16 protein-coding genes are annotated in these 16,028 nt (G+C 71.0%); 5 read left to right on the top strand and 11 right to left on the bottom strand.

Going from position 1 to position 16,028, the window contains the following annotated elements; all coding sequences use genetic code 11:
- Window positions 1-120: 120 nt before the first annotated feature.
- From VV01_RS20360 to VV01_RS20350, 3 genes are all read right to left on the bottom strand, one after another.
- Window positions 121-1,095: a pirin family protein gene (locus tag VV01_RS20360; protein ID WP_050671493.1), complete on the bottom strand. Its 975-nt coding sequence runs from the start codon at window positions 1,093-1,095 to the stop codon at window positions 121-123.
- Between the two features lie 130 nt (window positions 1,096-1,225).
- Window positions 1,226-2,410, bottom strand: a complete 1,185-nt coding sequence (locus VV01_RS20355) for an MFS transporter (protein ID WP_050671492.1) — start codon at window positions 2,408-2,410, stop codon at window positions 1,226-1,228.
- A complete protein-coding gene (locus VV01_RS20350; RefSeq protein ID WP_050671491.1) occupies window positions 2,407-2,973 on the bottom strand; it encodes a CGNR zinc finger domain-containing protein in 567 nt (188 codons plus the stop codon). The genes VV01_RS20355 and VV01_RS20350 overlap by 4 nt, the downstream gene beginning before the upstream one ends.
- A 68-nt stretch (window positions 2,974-3,041) precedes the next feature.
- Here VV01_RS20350 and VV01_RS20345 point away from each other — a divergent pair, with 68 nt between their 5' ends.
- A complete protein-coding gene (locus VV01_RS20345) occupies window positions 3,042-4,241 on the top strand; it encodes an MFS transporter (protein WP_050671490.1) in 1,200 nt (399 codons plus the stop codon).
- Window positions 4,242-4,284: 43 nt separating this feature from the next.
- On the top strand, window positions 4,285-4,815 hold the full coding sequence (locus VV01_RS20340) for an SRPBCC family protein (RefSeq protein ID WP_050671489.1): 531 nt from the start codon (window positions 4,285-4,287) through the stop codon (window positions 4,813-4,815).
- A 68-nt stretch (window positions 4,816-4,883) separates the two neighbouring features.
- Here VV01_RS20340 and VV01_RS20335 read toward each other — a convergent pair whose 3' ends face one another.
- On the bottom strand, window positions 4,884-6,806 hold the full coding sequence (locus VV01_RS20335) for an elongation factor G (protein ID WP_050671488.1): 1,923 nt from the start codon (window positions 6,804-6,806) through the stop codon (window positions 4,884-4,886).
- Between the two features lie 98 nt (window positions 6,807-6,904).
- Between VV01_RS20335 and VV01_RS20330 the strand changes: the two genes are divergently transcribed.
- The gene (locus VV01_RS20330) at window positions 6,905-8,116 is read left to right on the top strand and encodes an IS30 family transposase (RefSeq protein WP_071606473.1); all 1,212 of its coding nucleotides are present in this window, start codon (window positions 6,905-6,907) and stop codon (window positions 8,114-8,116) included.
- A 107-nt stretch (window positions 8,117-8,223) separates the two neighbouring features.
- Here VV01_RS20330 and VV01_RS20325 read toward each other — a convergent pair whose 3' ends face one another.
- Complete coding sequence (locus VV01_RS20325; protein WP_231635294.1) at window positions 8,224-8,856, bottom strand: TOPRIM nucleotidyl transferase/hydrolase domain-containing protein; 633 nt, start codon at window positions 8,854-8,856, stop codon at window positions 8,224-8,226.
- Between the two features lie 151 nt (window positions 8,857-9,007).
- On the opposite strand from VV01_RS20325, the gene VV01_RS20320 reads away from it, so the two are divergent.
- Window positions 9,008-9,490: a glutathione peroxidase gene (locus tag VV01_RS20320; protein ID WP_050671486.1), complete on the top strand. Its 483-nt coding sequence runs from the start codon at window positions 9,008-9,010 to the stop codon at window positions 9,488-9,490.
- Between the two features lie 28 nt (window positions 9,491-9,518).
- Here VV01_RS20320 and VV01_RS20315 read toward each other — a convergent pair whose 3' ends face one another.
- The 6 genes from VV01_RS20315 to VV01_RS20290 form a co-directional block, all read right to left on the bottom strand.
- On the bottom strand, window positions 9,519-10,490 hold the full coding sequence (locus VV01_RS20315; protein WP_050671485.1) for a GTP pyrophosphokinase: 972 nt from the start codon (window positions 10,488-10,490) through the stop codon (window positions 9,519-9,521).
- 120 nt (window positions 10,491-10,610) lie between these two features.
- Window positions 10,611-11,018, bottom strand: a complete 408-nt coding sequence (locus VV01_RS20310) for a hypothetical protein (RefSeq protein WP_050671484.1) — start codon at window positions 11,016-11,018, stop codon at window positions 10,611-10,613.
- Between the two features lie 272 nt (window positions 11,019-11,290).
- On the bottom strand, window positions 11,291-11,818 hold the full coding sequence (locus VV01_RS20305) for a hypothetical protein (protein ID WP_050671483.1): 528 nt from the start codon (window positions 11,816-11,818) through the stop codon (window positions 11,291-11,293).
- 155 nt (window positions 11,819-11,973) lie between these two features.
- Window positions 11,974-13,554, bottom strand: a complete 1,581-nt coding sequence (locus VV01_RS20300; protein WP_197275124.1) for an MDR family MFS transporter — start codon at window positions 13,552-13,554, stop codon at window positions 11,974-11,976.
- Complete coding sequence (locus tag VV01_RS20295) at window positions 13,551-14,036, bottom strand: MarR family winged helix-turn-helix transcriptional regulator (protein WP_050671482.1); 486 nt, start codon at window positions 14,034-14,036, stop codon at window positions 13,551-13,553. Before VV01_RS20295 ends, VV01_RS20300 begins: the two co-directional genes overlap by 4 nt.
- 106 nt (window positions 14,037-14,142) lie before the next feature.
- On the bottom strand, window positions 14,143-14,739 hold the full coding sequence (locus VV01_RS20290) for a TetR/AcrR family transcriptional regulator (protein WP_050671481.1): 597 nt from the start codon (window positions 14,737-14,739) through the stop codon (window positions 14,143-14,145).
- A 44-nt stretch (window positions 14,740-14,783) separates the two neighbouring features.
- Between VV01_RS20290 and VV01_RS20285 the strand changes: the two genes are divergently transcribed.
- On the top strand, window positions 14,784-16,022 hold the full coding sequence (locus VV01_RS20285) for an oxygenase MpaB family protein (RefSeq protein WP_050671480.1): 1,239 nt from the start codon (window positions 14,784-14,786) through the stop codon (window positions 16,020-16,022).
- Window positions 16,023-16,028: the final 6 nt, after the last annotated feature.

The following is a 16,028-nucleotide window of genomic DNA, read 5'->3' as shown; positions in this document are numbered from 1 at the left end:
CTGGCCACGACCCTATGGCCTTTTCTGGAACGATTCCAGTTCAGGCAATGAGACCTGGATCACTCTTGTCGGGGCGTGCGCCGCGAGCCGCACCAGTCCTCGCCGAGAGGACGTAGGCCGTCAGAGCACGTCGTGGCCGGGGTGCGGCTCGCTCGGGATCGTGCCGAGCTTGCCGGCCTCGAAGTCCTCGAACGCCTGGATCAGCTCCTCGCGGGTGTTCATGACGAACGGCCCGTACGCCGCCACGGGCTCGCGGATCGGGCGGCCGCCCAGCACCAGCACCTCCAGGGACGGGTGGCGCGACTCCTGCCGGTCGGACGCGCCGACCTCGATGACGTCGCCAGGCCCGAACACCGCGAGCTGGCCGCTGCCGATGGGCCGCCGCTCGGAGCCGACGTAGCCGTCACCTGACAGCACGTAGACGAGTGCATTGAAGTCGGGCCGCCACGGCAGCCGGGCCCGCGCGCCCGGTGCGACCGTCGCGTGGACGACCGAGATCGGCGTGTGCGTGATGCCAGGGCCGGAGTGCCCGTCGACCTCACCGGCGATGACGCGCAGGAGGGCGCCGCCGTCCGGCGTACTGAGCAGCGCGACCTCGCCGCCGCGGATGTCCTGGTAGCGCGGGTCGGACATCTTCTGGTGGCTGGGCAGGTTGACCCACAGCTGAGTGCCGTGGAACAGGCCGCCCTTCATGACGACCTCCTCCGGCGGCGCCTCGATGTGCAGGAGCCCCGAGCCGGCGGTCATCCACTGGGTGTCGCCGTCCTTGATGACGCCGCCACCACCGTGGGAGTCCTGGTGCTCCATGACGCCGTCGATCATGTAGGTCACGGTCTCGAACCCACGGTGCGGGTGCCACGGCGTCCCCTTGGGCTCGCCCGCGGCGTACTCGACCTCACCCATCTGGTCCATGTGGATGAACGGGTCGAGGGCGGCCATGTCGACCCCCGCGAACGCGCGGTGCACCGGGAAGCCCTCCCCCTCGAAGCCACGCGGGGCGGTCGTGACGGACCGGACGGCCCGGGAGCGCGCGGTGACGTCGGGCTCGGTCACGCGCGGCAGAGTCAGGATGTTGTCGACGGTCACGGCAGGCATGGCATCTCCTCGAGTCGAACGGTCACTCGCGTCAACAGTAGTTGAAGATTAAACATTCCGCACCGGCTTCGTCAGCGCCGAGAGTGCAAGCCGTGTCGCTCCCGGAGACCTCGGAACGACCAGGCTTGCACTATCGGCCGGGTGAGGGCGAGGGGTCGCGCGTACGACGACCGCCGCCGCCCGCGCACGCCGCCAGTGCCGCGAGCGCGGCCATCACGACCGCCAGGCCGAGGAACGCCTGGTCGTACCCGTAACGCCCCACCACGCCGCCGAGGGCGATGGCGCCGATGCCGAACCCGCCGTCGTACGCGACGTTCCAGATCGTGCTCGCGGTGCCGGTGTGCTCACGGCCGAGCCCGTCGATCGTGTCGACGAACGAGTCGTTCTGAGCGGCGCCGAACCCGAGGCCGAGCAACGCGGCGCCCGCGAGCAGCACGGGCGCGCGCGAGGTCAGGGAGACGGCCATCAGCGCGAGTCCCGCTGCCGCGACCACGACCGCGACGAGCAGCACCCGCCCGGAGCCGAGACGGTCGCCGAGCACGCCCGCGCCGAGGCGACCGCACACGAGCGCGATCGACGCGGCCAGCAGCGTGGCCGCCGCGAGACCTGCACTCGGACCGGCGAGGGGCACGAACGTCGTCACCGCGCCGAACGCGGCCGACGACAGCACGAACAGCACGATCGTCACCGCGATCCGGCCGAGATCGCCGCCGGCGACGAGCGTGAAGCTGCTGCGTACGCCGGCCGGCAGACCCAGGGCGACGACCGCACCGACCAGCGACGTCGCCGCCGCCACCCAGAACACCGCGTCGAAGCCCCACGTCTCGACGGCCCACACGCCTCCGGCGAGCGCCGCCAGGTTGGGGAGAGCCGCGGCGACGCCGTACAGCGAGGACGCCGAGGCGAGTCGGCCGGGCGGTGCGAGGTGCGCGACGAGCGTGGCGCCCGAGATCACGACGAACGCGAAGCCGATGCCGCGCACGACCGTGATCGCGAGCACCGGTGCGAGCGCGTCCGAGGCGAGGTAGAGCGGTGTGGCGACGCCGAGCAGCACGGCGCCCGCGACGAACATCGCGCGCAAGGACAGCACCCGCAGCAGCCAGGGCATCGCGAGCTGGGTGGCGACGGTCGCGGCCATCATCGCGCCGGTCGTGGCACCGACCGCGACACCGAACGCACCACCGCCTGCAGCCCACAACGGCACGACCGGCAGCAGCGCGGCGTAGTCGATGAACGACAGGAACGTCGCTGCGAGCAGGACGGTGAGCCCGCCCGCGGGCCGCGTCGGTCGGTCGAGTCCGTGGTGCTCGGTCACCCCTTGGCGCGCTCGCGATGGGCGGCGGCCTTGACCCGGCTCTGGCAGCGGGTCGAGCAGAACCGGCGGCCGCTGTTCTTGGACGCGTCGACGTAGACGCGGTCGCAGCCGGGCGCCTCGCACACGCCGAGCCGGCCGCCCATGTCGCTGCCGAGGGCCATCGCGAGGCCGGCGGCGACGCCGGGCGCCCATCCGGCGTACAGCTCGGGGTCGGACCCGTGGAAGTGCAGGTGCAGCTCGCCGTCGTGGTCGTCGAGGCGCGGACGCGGGCCGGTCTCGTCGAGCAGGGCGTTGACCAGTCGTGCCGCGCGAGTGAGGTCGCTCGCGTCGGCGGCGACGAACACCTCGCGCAGCCGGCCCGCCAGCGCGAGGAAGCGCTCGGCCTGAGCCGCCGTGACCCGTGGCGCGTAGCCGTCGGAGCGCAGCGCTGTCTCGACGGCCGTACGCAGGTCGCGGCCCTCGGGGGCGTCGTACGGCTTGCCGCGGTCACCGCCGGGGGTCAGCGCGTTGACGAGCTGCTCGGCCGCCGCGAGCAGCCGCACCACATGACTGTCGAAACGCACTTGACCAGTCACACTCCTCAGTCTTAACGTGACCATCAATACTACTTTGACCAGTCACAGGGGTTCTCATGCCGTCAGCCACAGCCTCGCAGACGCTCACCTGGCGCGGAGTCCCTCGGCCCGTCCGCGTGCTCGTCCTCGCGCGGACCGTCAACCGGCTCGGCGCGTTCTCGATGGCCTTCCTCGGGCTGCTGCTGACCCGGCACCTGGGCGCGAGCCTCACGACCGCAGGGGTGGTCCTCGCGGCGTTCGGGCTGGCGACCGTGCCGTCGCGGCTGGCCGGTGGCCGGCTGGCCGACCGGATCGGCCGACGCCGCACGATCGTGCTCGGCCTGGTCGGGTGCGCCGTGAGCCAGCTGTGGATCGCCGCCTCGCCGACGGTTGCGAGCGCGGCGGTGGCCGCTGTCGCCTTCGGGCTCGCCTACGAGATCTACGAACCCGCGAGCCAGGCGATCATCGCCGACGTCAGCGCACCCGAGGACCGGCCGGCGGCGTACGCGCTCCTGCAGGCCTCGATGGCCGTCGCCGGGGTGCTCGCCGGAGGCATCGCCGCCGCCGTCAGCAGCCTCGACCTGCGGCTGCTGTTCGTGATCGACGCGGCCAGCTGCCTGGCCTGCGCGGCCATCGTGCGCGCGTACCTGCCCGCGGGAGAGGTGACGGCGCCGGCGTACGACGCGGTCCCCGTCCGGCCCTGGCGCGACACCCGGCTCCTGCTGCTGCTCGGGGTCGGGTCCGTGCTCGCCACGATCTACATGCTGCTGGTCATGGCGCTACCGCTGACCTTGGACGCCCGCGGGCTGCCGTCGTGGCACCTCGGTGTGCTGCTCGCGGCCTCCGCGGTGACGGGCGTCGCGGTCACACCGTTCGTGCCCGTGCTCACGGCCGGGCGCGACAGCTTCGCGACGATGCGTGCGGCGTACGTCGTGCTCGCGGTCGGGCTCGTCGCCTACGCGTACGCCGACCGGCTGAGCCTGTTCCTCGTCGGCACCGTCGTCTGCGGTGCGGCGGAGGTGCTGCTGCTCGGTCACGGCATGGCGCTCGCCGCCGGGCTGGCCCCCGAGCACGGGCGGGCGGCGTACCTCGCGGTGTTCGGGCTCTCGTGGGGAGTCGCGACGACGCTCGCGCCGCTGCTCGGCACCCAGCTGCTCGACCGGGGCGGTCCGGTCGCCGCCTGGCTGCTGCCCGCGGCCGCCGCGCTGGCGTGCGCCTGGGCACAGCCGGCCCTGCGCCGACGCCTCACGCCGTCTCACGATGCGTGCGAAGGGTGAGACACCCCGGATTTCCGCGCCGATCACTGCGAAGGTGGAACTCATGAGCCAGCAGACCGCCGTCGCGACCGAGGCGCCCACCGAGCGCCTCGAGGCGCAGCGCACCATCGCCGCCGAACCTCACGAGATCTTCGCCGTGCTCACCGACCCGCAGGGGCACGTGGCCATCGACAGCTCGGGCATGCTCCAGAGCGCCGACGGCGAACGCGTCGAGCAGGTCGGTGACACGTTCGTCGTCCACATGGACCGTGAGGCGTTGGGCGACCTGCCGATGGGCCGGTACGACGTCACCGTCACCATCACGACCTACGAGCACGACGTCGAGATCGCCTGGACGATCCTCGGCACCGTCCGCCCGCAGATCGGCCACGTCTACGGCTATCGGCTGGAGCCGACCGACGACGGTGAGAGCACCGTCGTGACGTCTTACTACGACTGGTCCGACACCAGTGACGAGTGGCGTGAGAGCGGCATCTTCCCGGTCATCCCGCAGAGCGCGCTGCGCGGCACGCTCGGCATCCTGGAGCGGGCGGTCGTGCGCGGCTACCCGCAGGAGTCTCCCCGCGAGTCCTGACCGCCCCCGGCACAAGCTGGCGAGCAGCACATCATACGTGTGCACGTCACCACCTTTCGCCGGTGGGGTCAGCCGTGCCAGCGGCCGAGGTCGACGAGATAGCCCCGCCGGTCGAGCGGATTCGCCTGCACCCGAGGGCGATCCGCGACCGCGGACCGCGCCGGCTCGTACCTGTCGAACACCGTCGTCAGCACTCCCTCACCGCTCGTCACCGACGGCAGCCGCTGCTGCAGCCCGTGCACCTGAGCCGCCGGGACATCGCCGCTGACGAGGTACGCCGACCCGCGCGGCTCGGTCTCGAGCGGCACCGCTCGCACGGTCGCGAGCAGTGACAACGCCGCGCTGAGGCCCCACTCGGGCACCTCCAGCTCGAACCGGTGCATCGGCTCGCACACCACCGTCCCGGCCTGCCGGAGCGCCTCCATGAGCACCAGCGGGGTGAGCCGACGGAAGTCGCCCGCCGTGCTCGACATGCTCGCGTCGAACGTGCCGTGCGCGTGGCTCTGCCTCGCCCAGTAGCCCGAATCGGTCATGGTGACAACACAGTCCGCGACCTGCCACCCGTGCAGCCCTTCACGGAACGTCTCCGTGATCGCCTCCTCGACGGCCGCGAAGAACGCCGGTGGCATCGACCCCAGCTCGACCCCGAGCTCGAACCGCACGCCGCTGCCCACCGGCCCCGGCTCGACGCGCAGCCCGACCGTCGCGAGGAACGGGTTCGGGTCGACGTCGATCACCTCGACCGCAGCACCGGCGCCCACCGGCCTCTCGATGCAGATCGTAGTTGTCTCACGGAAGGTCACGTCGACGCCGTACTCGTCGGCCAGCATCGAGGCGATGACCTCCTTCTGCACCTCACCGTAGAGCGACACGGCGACCTCGCCACGGACGTCGTCGCGGCGCAGCCCGATCAGAGGGTCCTGCTCGGCGAGCTCGGTGAGCCCGGCGAACATCGCGGTGCGGTCCGCGCTGTCAACCACGTCGACGACGGTCTCCAACGACGGCGGCGCGAAGTGGAAGTCCGCCAGCTTGCTTGTGCCACAACCGATCTCGTCGCCGATGCGCACCCCGGACAGCCCCCACACCTGAGCGACGTCCCCTGCTGAGGCCACGTCGGAGGGCACCGACGACCCGTCGCGGAAGACCCGGACGGCTGTGACCTTCGAGCGCTCACCGCCGACCTCGACCCGATCGCGCACTCGCAGCGCACCGCGCCGGACGTCGACGTACGCCACCCGCTCGCGAGCCTCGCCGCGCTCGACCTTGAAGACTCGTGCGTGCAGCGGTTCGTCGCTCGCGCCCTCACGACTCGGGAGCACCTCGGGCAGGGCGGCCATGAGGTCACGCACGCCCTGACCTGTGACCGCCGAGCCGACCAGCACGGGGTACGCCGACGCCCGGGTCGCCTTGTATGCCAACACTTCTCGAGCGTCGGCGGCAGTCGCCGTGCCTTCGATGAAGGCCGCCAGCAGGTTGTCGTCGTCCAACGCCTCGACGCACTCCTCCGACAGAAGGTGATCGTCGGCGTACGGCACGACGGCCGGCGAGAGGCGGGAGCGCAGCTCGCCGAGCACCCGCTCGGGGTCGGCACCGACCCGGTCGACCTTGTTGACGAAGATGACCGTCGGGATGCGCAGGCGTTGCAGAGCACGCATCAGCACCCGGGTCTGCGCCTGCACACCCTCGACCGCGGACACCACGAGCACGGCGCCGTCGAGCACGCCGAGCACCCGCTCGACCTCGGCGATGAAGTCCGAATGGCCAGGAGTGTCAATGAGATTGACCGTCGTGCCGCCGACGACGAACGACACGACGGCGGACCGGATGGTGATGCCGCGCTGCTGCTCGAGCGCGAGCGAGTCGGTCTGGGTCGACCCGTCGTCGACGCGACCGACGGCGTCGATGACACCGGCCTCGAAGAGAAGCCGTTCGGTCAGGCTGGTCTTACCGGCGTCGACATGCGCGACGACGCCCAGGTTGAGTGATGCCAAGAGAGCTCATGTCCTTTGCGAGGGTGCGGTGGGCCTGCGGCGAAGGCGGGCTCAGGTGGTTCGCGCAACGCCTGTGATGAAAGGTCAGGTGTTGCAGCATGTCTCGTCCTCGTCGTGGGAGGCCGCCGGTGCCGTGGGAGCGGCGTCGGCTGTTCTGGGAGGCGTTGGCCGGTGGTGAGTCGGTCGCGGTCGCGGCGGCCGCGGCGGGCGTGTCCGATCAGTCGGGGTATGTGTGGTTGGCCCAGTCCGGTGGTATTCCTCCGAGGGTGAGTGAGTCCGGTGGGCGCCTGAGCCTGGAAGATCGAGCACAGCTGCAGTGGTTGCTCTCACAGCAGCCGCGTCCGTCGTTGCGGGCGATCGCGGCGCAGCTGGGGCGGGCGCCCTCGACGATCACCCGGGAGCTGGTCCGGGCCGGGGTCGATCCGAAGGACCCGGTCGGTTATCAGGCCGCGCGGGCGCAGCGCCTGGCGCAGGACAACGCGCGGGCCGCCGGCGCGGCCCGGCACGCGGGTCGGCCGTTGAAGCTGAGCCCGGGGAGCCGGTTGTGGGCCGAAGTAGTCTCGGGGCTGAAACAGCGGCATAGCCCTGAGCAGATCGCTCACCGGCTGCGCACGGACTTCCCTGACGATCCGGAGATGCGGGTGTCGCACGAGACGATCTACCAGGCGCTGTACGTCCAAGGGCGTGGCAGCCTGCGCGCGCAGGTCGGTGACGCGTTGCGGTCCGGGCGGGCCCGGCGGATCCCGCGCGGCGCGGCTCGGGCCGGCAAGCACGCGAAGATCGTCGGGATGGTCAACATCAGCGAACGTCCTGCCGAGGCCGATGACCGGGCCGTGCCCGGCCACTGGGAGGGCGACCTGATCATCGGCGCTGGCAACCAGTCAGCGATCGGGACCCTGGTCGAGCGATCGACCCGGTTCGTGATGCTGCTGCACCTGCCCAACGGGCACACCGCCGAGCAGGTCGAGCAAGCCATGACCGCCAAGATCATGACCCTGCCCGAACACCTACGCCGGTCACTGACCTGGGACCAGGGCAGCGAGATGGCCCGGCACGCCAGCTTCAGCCTCGCCACCGGCATCCCGGTCTACTTCTGTGACCCGCGCTCACCCTGGCAACGCGGCAGCAACGAGAACACCAACGGCCTGCTACGCCAGTATTTCCCCAAGAGCACCGACCTGTCCCTGCACGGCCCCGGCATCCTGGACAACGTCGCAGCAGAGCTCAACGGCCGCCCCCGCAAGACCCTCGGCTGGGCCACCCCAGCCGAGAAGCTCAACAAGCTCCTCAACCAGCAAAACGTTGCGTAAACCGCTTGAGACCGCCCGAAGGCATGAACGCAGCTCGCATCACGAATCTCCTGGTCTCGGGTGTCGGTCACCCCAGGACAGCAGCCGCGCGTCGGCGCGGCAACCGATTAAGCGGCAGGGGCGAGGGCGCCGACCAGCGGCCGCGGCGCCCGCTCGGGGTCCAGCGCCTCGACGAGCAGCCGGCCGTAGCGGATCTTGCGCATCGACCGGGTGCCCATGAACCGGTGCAGCTGCTCGACGGCCGTCCGCTCACGCTGAGCGGGCTGCTGCTGGAACAGCCGGTACGACGTCAGCTCGCCCTCCGCCTCGAGCACCAGCTCGACGGCGGCGGTGCCCAGCGCCCGGATCAGCTCGTCCTCCATGTCCGCCACGCACGTGAAGAAGCCGTGCGCCTCGCGGTCGGCACGGCTGTCGACGTCGGTGATGCCGACCCGCCCCAGCCCGCGTACGACGTACCGCTCCTCGCCTGCGTCGCACAGGCCGGCGAGCTGCACGTCGTACGGGCGCAGCGCCTCCAGGAACCACGCGACGTTGGTGATGCCGCCCATCGCGACGACCGAAACGCGTTCGGCCGCAAGGCTTCTGCCCTGCTGGTCGGCCAGGGCTTCGAGGGCGGCCCGGTCGCTCGGACCCTCGACGAGCACCAGCCGGTCGGCCGTCCGGGCAGCGTCCCGCGCGGCGGCCAGGGCCGACGCGAGCGGCTCGGAGACCGTCGTACGGACGTCCGGATCGGCATCCACGCGTTCGAGTGTCACACGGGACCGTGCTCAGCAGGTGATCTTTTCGCGGGCACCCGCGTCCGCGGCGGCGATCGGGTGGTGGACTGGACCCGTCCGCACGGGCATCCTCCCCGAACCACCCGTGACGGCAACCCTCACCGGAAGGACCCTCATGACCGCGCTGCGCGACTTCTCCGCGACCACCCTCGACGGCACCGAGCAGTCGCTCTCGGCGTACGACGGCCAGGTCGCCCTCGTCGTCAACACCGCCTCCAAGTGCGGGTTCACACCGCAGTACGAGGGCCTGGAGCAGCTGTACGAGACGTACCAGGACCAGGGCTTCGTCGTCCTGGGCTTCCCCTGCAACCAGTTCGCGGGCCAGGAGCCGGGCGAGGCCGACGAGATCGGCGCGTTCTGCCAGAAGAACTACGGCGTGAGCTTTCCAATGTTCGACAAGGTCGACGTCAACGGCAAGGACACCCATCCGGTGTACGCGTGGCTGAAGTCGCAGCAGGGCGGTGCGCTGGGCAGCCGCATCAAGTGGAACTTCACCAAGTTCCTGGTCGGCCGAGACGGGCAGGTCATCAAGCGCTACGGCTCGACCACCAAGCCGCAGAGCATCAGCGCCGACATCGAGGCCGCCCTCACCCGCTGAAGACCGGCCCTCCAGCGGCGCCCTCGGGCTAGGCGGTCTCGGACTCCGTGCCCCGCGCCAGGGTGGTCGGCAGGAAGTAGAAGCCCTTGTCGTTCTCCTTGGTGCGGGCGCGGATCACGTCGTTGACGTGCAGGTGCTCGTCGACGTCGATGCGGCCCTTGACCCCCAGCAGCTTGCGGACGGCGTACGCCGGGATGAGACCCTGCCGGCCGCTCTCGTCGACCGCGAGCGCGAACCTCGGCCCCGTCGTACGCACCCGCACCTCGATGGCGTCGGCGTCGTCGAGGTCGGGCGCGTCGTCGGCGTCCGGCGCCGTCTGGGCGCTGGCATCGGCGGCCAGCGAGCCCTCGAGCTCGAGCGCCAGGTCGTCGGCCATGCTGTCGACGGCCGCGAGCATGGCGGCCATCGCGCGGGCGACCGAGCCGTGGAAGGGGCCCGGCTTCATGGCGGCACCCGGTTTGTAGAGGTCCTCGTGGGTCAGCTCGCCCCAGGCGTCCTGCAGGCGGGTCTTGACCTGCACCTCGACGAGCACCGGCTCGGCACCGTCGACGGGCACCTGCAGGATCACGTGGTGTGCGCGGTAGCCGCTCTCCTTGGGCGGGTCGACGAGGTCCTTGTGGTCGACCAGTCGCAGGTCGCCGAGCAGGGCCTCGTCGAGCAGCGCCTTGCACATCAGCGCCTGGTCACGCGGTGACTTGCACAGCACCTTGATGCCGACGATGTCGCGCACCCGCTGCTCGACGTCCTCGACGCTGCGGATCGCCTCGACCCGCCCCTCGGCGATGCGGCGGCGCAGCTTGTCGAGGGCGCGGTCGGCCGCCTTGATGCGGTGGTGCGACACGTCGAGCCGCGACTCGTCGCTCTCGTGCAGCAGGTCGCGGATCTGCACGCGCAGCCAGCGCCGGACGGTGTCGCGGGCGGCCTCCCAGTCGTCGCGACGCTCGCGGTAGGCGTCGTCGACCAGTGCCTCGAGGCGCTGTGTCTCGCGGTGCGTGCTCATCGTTCCCCAGACGGTTGCGGCTGCTGTGCGGTGCCAGCCTGCCCGGGCCGCCCGCCGTTGTCACGACGAATGGTGCACCGGCCCTGTGACAGGCCGGTGCACCAGGTGCTGTCGCGTCGGTCAGTCGGCCGGGTTGGGCGCCAGCAGCATCGAGTTGTACGGCGTGAGGTACGCCGGCACGGCCGTGCCCGCGGGCAACCAGTCGATGCACCCGGTCCCGTACGAACCCGTGCACAGGGTGGCGAGCGCGCCGCCGTACTGGTTGTTGACGATCATGTGTGTGCCGTACTGGTTGTAGAGCTTGTGCGACCCGTAGCTCCAGTAGACGTTCGACGGTCGGTCGCCGTTGTATCCGGCGTCCTGCGGATAGATGCAGACGGCGCCCCATGGACAGCCGTGCCACGACGAGCCTGCGATCTGAGCGGTGGACGGCTGAGCTGCATCGGCGCCGGGCGCGAGTGACGCGGCTCCCGCGAACGTGGCTCCCGCGGCGAGCGCGACGGCAGCAGCAGACTTGAGCAAACGCATGGATCCCCCGATCCGTTGAGGTGCGACCCCCTGTCGCACGACTCTCAACCTGGAAGAGACGTCCGAGAACCGCAAGGGCTGCAACGGAACTCGCGCCGGCAAACGCTCCCAGGTATCGAATTCTGTTGGGGCACAACGAAATTCGCTCACTCCACTTGACAGACCGAGTCAACCCGACGACCGACGTATCACAGGGCGGGGCCCAGGCCTCCTGGTCGAGCCTGTACGCAGGTGCAGTGTCCCCGTCAGTGGCCCGGCCCGTGCGGGCCTCTTCAGGTCGGGGGCTTGCCGTCCTTGCCCGGAGGCGTCGGACGGGGCTTCTTGGTGCGGCCGCTCCCCCGCGCGTCGGAGGTCGGTGTGCGACTGCTCGACGCCGGCTTCGCCGTGGGCCGGTCGGGCTTGCTGCCCGAAGACGTGCTCGACGCGGGCCCCGGGGTGCCACCGGCCGGGGCGTTCGGGCGGGGTGTCGAGGTCGCACTCGACGGGGCGATCGGTGCTGGCACGGCGTTGACTCCCCGCGGCAGCTCGATCGGGGTCGCCGTGTCGCCGGCCACCGCCGATCCGTCGCCGGCGGACGGAGTCGTCGCCGAGGGCGCGACCGTGCCGAACGGGTCGATCTTCTGCACCGGAGCGGTCGGGGTGGGCAGCGGCGCGGAGGGCTTGTCCATGCCGAGGCCGACGAACACGACGGCGGCCGCGCCTCCGGCGACCAGCAACCCGCCCAGGACACCTGCGACGGTCGCGATGCGACGGCGACGTCGGCGAGACAGCTCTCGCTCGGCGCGGCGCGTCGTCGTCATGGTCTCCCCTGGGCGATCGTTCGGCAGGAGTCTCGTGGATCGGCGGCGATTTGTCCGAACCTTGACGAATTTCGTCCGTGGCGTTCACCACGAACGCGGCGAGACCCGGTACGAGCAGGCGCGGGCGCTCGTACCGGGTCTCGTCAGGAGAGAGGTCAGACCGTGGCGTCGACCTCGTCGCGCACAGCCTCCTCGTCGTCGATCTTGCGGACCGTACGACGCAGGGGCACCTCCTTGATCGCCAGCACGCTGAGCAGCGTGGCGACGGCGGCGACCGCGGCGATCAGGAAGATCAGGCCGGTCGAGTCGCCGTACGCGCTGCGCACCACGTGGGCGATCGGCGCGGGCATGGCGTGCACGTCGAGCGTGCCCGTCGACCCTCCGCCGGACGCCTTGGCCGGGTCGACGCCGAGCGTCTGCAGTCCGGTGGCGATGCGGTCCTTGACGTCGTGGGCGAGGACGGCGCCGAGGACGGAGACGCCGATGGCGCCGCCGAGCGAGCGGAAGAACGACACGGTGCCGCTGGCCGCGCCGACCTCGGTGACGTCGACGGTGTTCTGGACGGCGAGCACGAGGTTCTGCAGCAGGCCGCCCATGCCGACGCCCACGAGCACCATGAAGACCGACACGTGCCACAGCGGGGTGGCGTGGTCGATCGCGCCGAGCAGGCCCAGACCGACGATCAGCAGCGCCGCGGCCAGGACCATGACGTTCTTCCAGCGGCCGGTGCGGGTGATGAACTGGCCCGAGCCCGCGGTGCCGACGAGCGACCCGAGCATCAGCGGGATCATCAGCAGACCGGCCTCGGTCGGCGTGTGGTCCCGCGCGATCTGGAAGTACTGACCCAAGAACACCGGCGCACCGAACATCGCGATGCCGACGGCGAGGCTGCCGACGATGGCGAGCGCGGTCGTACGGGTGCGCATGACACGGATCGGGACGAGCGCCTCGTGGTGACGTGCCTCCTGGACGAAGGCGAGGACGCCGGCGACGAGCGCTCCCCCGAGGAACGCCGCGGTCTGCCAGGACAGCCAGTCGTAGGAGCTGCCGGCGAAGGACACCCACACGAGCGGCAGGCCCGCGGTGATCGCGATCAGGATCGCGCCGAGGTAGTCGATAGTGACGTCACGTCGGACGGTCGTCACGTGCAGGTAGCGCTGCAGCATGTAGAGGCTGAAGACCGCGAGCGGGACGCAGACGTAGAAGCACCAGCGCCAGCCGAGCCAGCTGGTGTCGACGATGACGCCGCCGAGCAGCGGGCCGCTGACGGTCGCGAGCGCCATGACGCCGCCCATGTAGCCCGAGTAGCGGCCACGCTCACGGGGCGGGATGACCGAGCCGATGATCGACTGGGCGAGCGCGGTGAGGCCGCCCATGGCGACACCCTGGACACCGCGGAAGACGAGCAGCATCGGCACGTTGGTCGACATGCCCGCGAAGATCGAGCCGACCACGAACAGGATGATCGCCAGCTGGACGAGCACCTTCTTGTTGAACAGGTCGGACAGCTTGGCCCAGATCGGGGTCGTGATGGTCATGGTGAGCAGCGAGATGGTGACGACCCAGGTGTACTGGGTCTGGCTGCCCTCGAGCTCGCCGATGATGGTCGGCAGAGCGTTGGAGACGATCGTCGAGCTGACGATCGCGGTGAAGAGTGCGGCGAGCAGGCCCGCGAGCATCTCGAGGATCTCGCGGTGAGTCATCTGACTCTGCTCGGGTTCGGCGACAGCGGTCATGCGGTGGTGAGCTCCTCCGTGGTGGTGTGGTCTTCGGTGGTCGCCTCGGCGGGGCCGAGGCTGTCGGCCATCTCGTGGATCAGGTCGGCTGCGAGCGCGAGCCGTGCGGGGTCCCAGTGCGCCGTACGCCGCCCGAGGAAGTCCGCGAACGCCTGCGACGTCGCGGCGACCTGGGCCTGACCTGCGGCGGTGACCCGGACGAGTCCGGCGCGGCGGTCGTCGGGATCGATGCGGCGTTCGACGAGGCCCGCGGCCTCGAGGGCGCTGATCTGGCGGCTGATGACCGACGGGTGCACCTGGACGGCGGTGGCCAGGCAGCTCATCCGCACCTCGCCCTGGCTCTCGATGCACTTCAGGGTGGCCAGGTCGGGGCGGGTCAGCGTGCCGGCCGCGTGCTCCCAGTGAGCGGCGGACGCACGGGTGGCGCGGCCGAGCGCGGACAACGCGTCGACCAGGCGCTCATGGGGAGTGAGATCGGGCATGCAGAGACCTCGCGATGAAGGGGTGTGGTGGGCGGCACGACTCTGTGCCTAGCGCAACTATATATCAAATCTATGCATAATGCACATTTCCCGGGTCGGCGGGCGGTCAGGCGTCGCCGGGCAGGCCGGCGTACGCCCGCGCCAGCGCCGACAGCTCGTGGATCAGCTCTTCACGCGAGAGCACGGTCTCGTCGAGCACCCAGCGGGACGCGACAGCCTCGGCCGTGGTGACGAGCACCCAGGCGCGGCGTACGGCCTGAGCGCGATCGAGCCGACCGACGAAGGTCAGGTAGGCGGCCAGCATGTCCCCGATGCGCTGCCCCAGGGCCGCGCGGCGCTCCTTGAACCGGGCGATCGGCAGCTCCTCGGCCACCACACGCATCAGCGCGGCGTCCTGCTCGAGCGCGCCCACGAGTGCCTCGGCGACGGCCCGCACCGGATCGTCCTCGTCGGCGAGGTGTGCACTGAGCGCAGCCGCAACCCGGTCGGAGAACCGCTCCCAGTAGCGGTCGAGGATCACGTCGATGATCGACGCCTTGTCGGGGAAGTACTGATAAAGCGAGCCAGGGCTCACACCTGCGGCGTCGGCGACCCGGTTGGTCGTGAAGCGGCCGTACCCATCGGCAGCCAGGATCTGCTGACCTGCCAGCAGAATGCGTTCGACCGTCTGCCGGGACCGCTCCTGCTGGGGCGTCTTGCGCATGAAACGAATGGTATGCGAGTGATCATTCGCATCAGACTGATGTCATGACGGCACCTGCGCGGACGACGACGCCCACCCGGCACCGTGAGGCCGAGGCGCGCGGTGCCCGGCTGGGCCGTACGCTGCGCCGGTTCTCCGGCCTCCAGGACGAGCCCGTCGACGAGCAGCTGCTCGACCGGCTCGGCGAGGCGCTGCTCGAACGCGACGAGCTCGGCGCGGTGCTCGCGACTGCGATGCGGTTTCCGGCCGGCGACCCCGACCGGGTGACCCGCGCCGACCTGCGGGCGGCCCTGGAGTCCGACGGCGAGGTGCACGCCCCAGCGTCTCTCGCCGTGTTCATGGCAGAGGTCCGGACGCCGCCGCGCTGGGTCGACTGGGACCGTGTCGACGCGGGTGCGCGCGCGTTCAGCCGGCTCGGGCGCAACGCCGGAGACGTCCTGCTGCAGCTGTCGCTGATCGGCGGCTACCGGTTCGGTGGGCCGACCGACCTGCTGGTCGCCACGGGTGGTCTCACCGGCGACGACTCGCTCCGCAGGCTCGCCGAGACCCAGGACTGGACGCTCGGCCTCGCCCGGCCGCGCGCGCTCCGACCCGGAGGCGACGCCTGGCGCCAGACCGTCCACGTCCGCGTCATGCACGCGCTGGTCAACGCGTCGTACGAGAACGATCCGTCGCGCTGGGACATCGCGCGCTGGGGTCTGCCGATCAATCAGGCCGACCAGGCGGGCACGCTCGGCCTCTTCGACGCGACCCTCCTCGTCGGCTGCCGCGCCCTCGGCGTACCCGTGTCGCGCGCGGACGCCGACGACCTGCTCCACCTGTGGAAGTACGTCGGCTGGCTGATGGGCGTGCACGCCGACTTCCTCACCGACGACGAGCGCGAGCGCAACCGCATCAACCTGCACCTCCTGCTCGCGGCCGCCGAGCAGACGGCGGCCGGACGTGAGCTCGCGGCCTCGGTGGTCAGCGCGCAGACGTCCCGCGACTTCGGCTCGCCGACCCCGTGGCGGGCGCGCGTGCACGGCCGGTACGAGCAGGAGCGGCTGCTCAGCATGCTGACGGCCTTCCTCGGTGTGCGGAGCATGCGTGAGCTCGGCCTGCCCGTCCGGCCGCCGTGGGCGTTCGGCGCCCGAGCAGTCGGCAACGTCTGGCGCTACCGCGTCGTCGGCCGTGGGGCCCGCGGTCGACGCGCGCTCGAGCAGCGGGGTCGGGCCCAGCAGGAGCGGGTCGTCGCGTCGTACGCGCACGCCGGCTCGCGCGGTGTCGCTGCCCTGCCCGAGTGACGACCA

This window comes from Luteipulveratus halotolerans, from assembly GCF_001247745.1.
In the GTDB taxonomy this organism is placed as follows: domain Bacteria; phylum Actinomycetota; class Actinomycetes; order Actinomycetales; family Dermatophilaceae; genus Luteipulveratus; species Luteipulveratus halotolerans.
The sequence above is the reverse complement of the archived record's forward strand: the minus strand, read 5'-3'. Positions and strand labels throughout refer to the sequence as shown.